We start from the raw sequence: 1,153 nt of genomic DNA on the forward strand, positions 1-1,153 counted from the left end.
GCCCTTGGCCATGCGGCTGGCAATCTCGCTTGCCTGGTCGCCCGACGAACGCTTGCGCTCGCGCTCGATGAACACGGTACGCTGCAGCTTCGAAAGCATGCCGATCAGCGGCCAGCCTTCCATATCAGCCCTGGCGATGAATTTTACGTCGGCAAAAGAGCCGAGCACCATGATGTCGGTCCAGGAGATGTGATTGGACGCAACCAGCAGCGGGCGCTTGTCGGACAGCGTCCCCTTGACATGGATGCGCATGCCGAGCGCCCTGATGATCAGCCTGTGCCAGATCTTGAGGATGAAGGTTTCCGGCCACCAGCCGGTCTTCATCGACAGTATCTGTAACGGCACGAGGACCAGCGAACCGGCGACAACGAGGCCCAGCGCCAGGAAAATCCTGATTTTCTTGATCATCGCCCCATCCCGGCCGTCTCGCTAGCGAAGATCGCGGCGCATGACAAGCGCGCCGGTCGGTCCGTGTTCGGCCGACCTGTAGTAATTCGGCCGCTTGCCGACCTCGCGGAAGCCCAGCCGGCGATAAAGCGCGATCGCCGCGACATTAGTCTCGTCGACCTCGAGGAACAGCGCTTCGGCGCGCTGCGCGTGCAGTTCGCGCAACACCGCGTCCATCAATTGCCAGCCCAACCCCTGCCGGCGATGCGATCGCGCCACCGCGACGGTCAGGATCTCGCCCTCGCCTGCCGCAAGCCGCGCCAGCACGAAGCCGACGGGCGGCTTGGAGCCCTGTCCGGTTTCGCGCGCGGCATAGCCGAACACGGTGTCCTGTTCGAGCAAGGCGGCAAATTCGCCATCGGTCCAGGGGCGGACAAAGTCCTCGCGATGCAGCAGCGAGACCGCCGGACTGTCGGCGATCCTCAGCGGCTCGAGCGCATAGTCCCGGCGGCGTGATTGGAGAAAAGGTATGCGCATCTAATTTTTGTTTTCTTGTTTGACCATGATCTCTGGACAAACGGGAACCGTTGTCCGTGAAAACCGGCTTCCACTTTTCGGGATCATGGTCTGATCCTTGAAAGAATGAACCCGGCCTGCGGCTTGGCGTCGGCGCCGCGCAGATAGAGTGGTTTCGGCCGTTCGCCCGCGCCCTTGGCGGCAGCCAGGCGGGCGTAGGTGACAATGTCGGCGGTGGCCGTCCGAGGGC

Annotated in this window: 2 protein-coding genes and 1 pseudogene; all 3 read right to left on the reverse strand. The window is 63.0% G+C overall.

What is annotated here, in order from left to right; translation table 11 throughout:
• Positions 1-408, reverse strand: a 408-nt coding sequence (locus tag EN969_RS32075; protein WP_206525292.1) for a 1-acyl-sn-glycerol-3-phosphate acyltransferase, incomplete at its 3' end; no start/stop codon positions are given.
• A gap of 21 nt (positions 409-429) precedes the next feature.
• Positions 430-924: a ribosomal protein S18-alanine N-acetyltransferase gene (gene rimI, locus EN969_RS32080; RefSeq protein ID WP_063169989.1), complete on the reverse strand. Its 495-nt coding sequence runs from the start codon at positions 922-924 to the stop codon at positions 430-432.
• Between the two features lie 83 nt (positions 925-1,007).
• Positions 1,008-1,153, reverse strand: a pseudogene (locus EN969_RS36430) (tRNA (adenosine(37)-N6)-threonylcarbamoyltransferase complex dimerization subunit type 1 TsaB); the annotation flags it as partial.

Source organism: Mesorhizobium sp. M7A.F.Ca.CA.003.01.2.1 (assembly GCF_003998945.1).
Classification (GTDB): Bacteria; Pseudomonadota; Alphaproteobacteria; order Rhizobiales; family Rhizobiaceae; genus Mesorhizobium; species Mesorhizobium ciceri.

Coding starts and splice junctions, on each gene's coding strand:
- rimI (WP_063169989.1), bottom strand. CDS start 924: ATGCGCATACCTTTTCTCCAATCACGCCGCCGGGACTATGCGCTCGAG.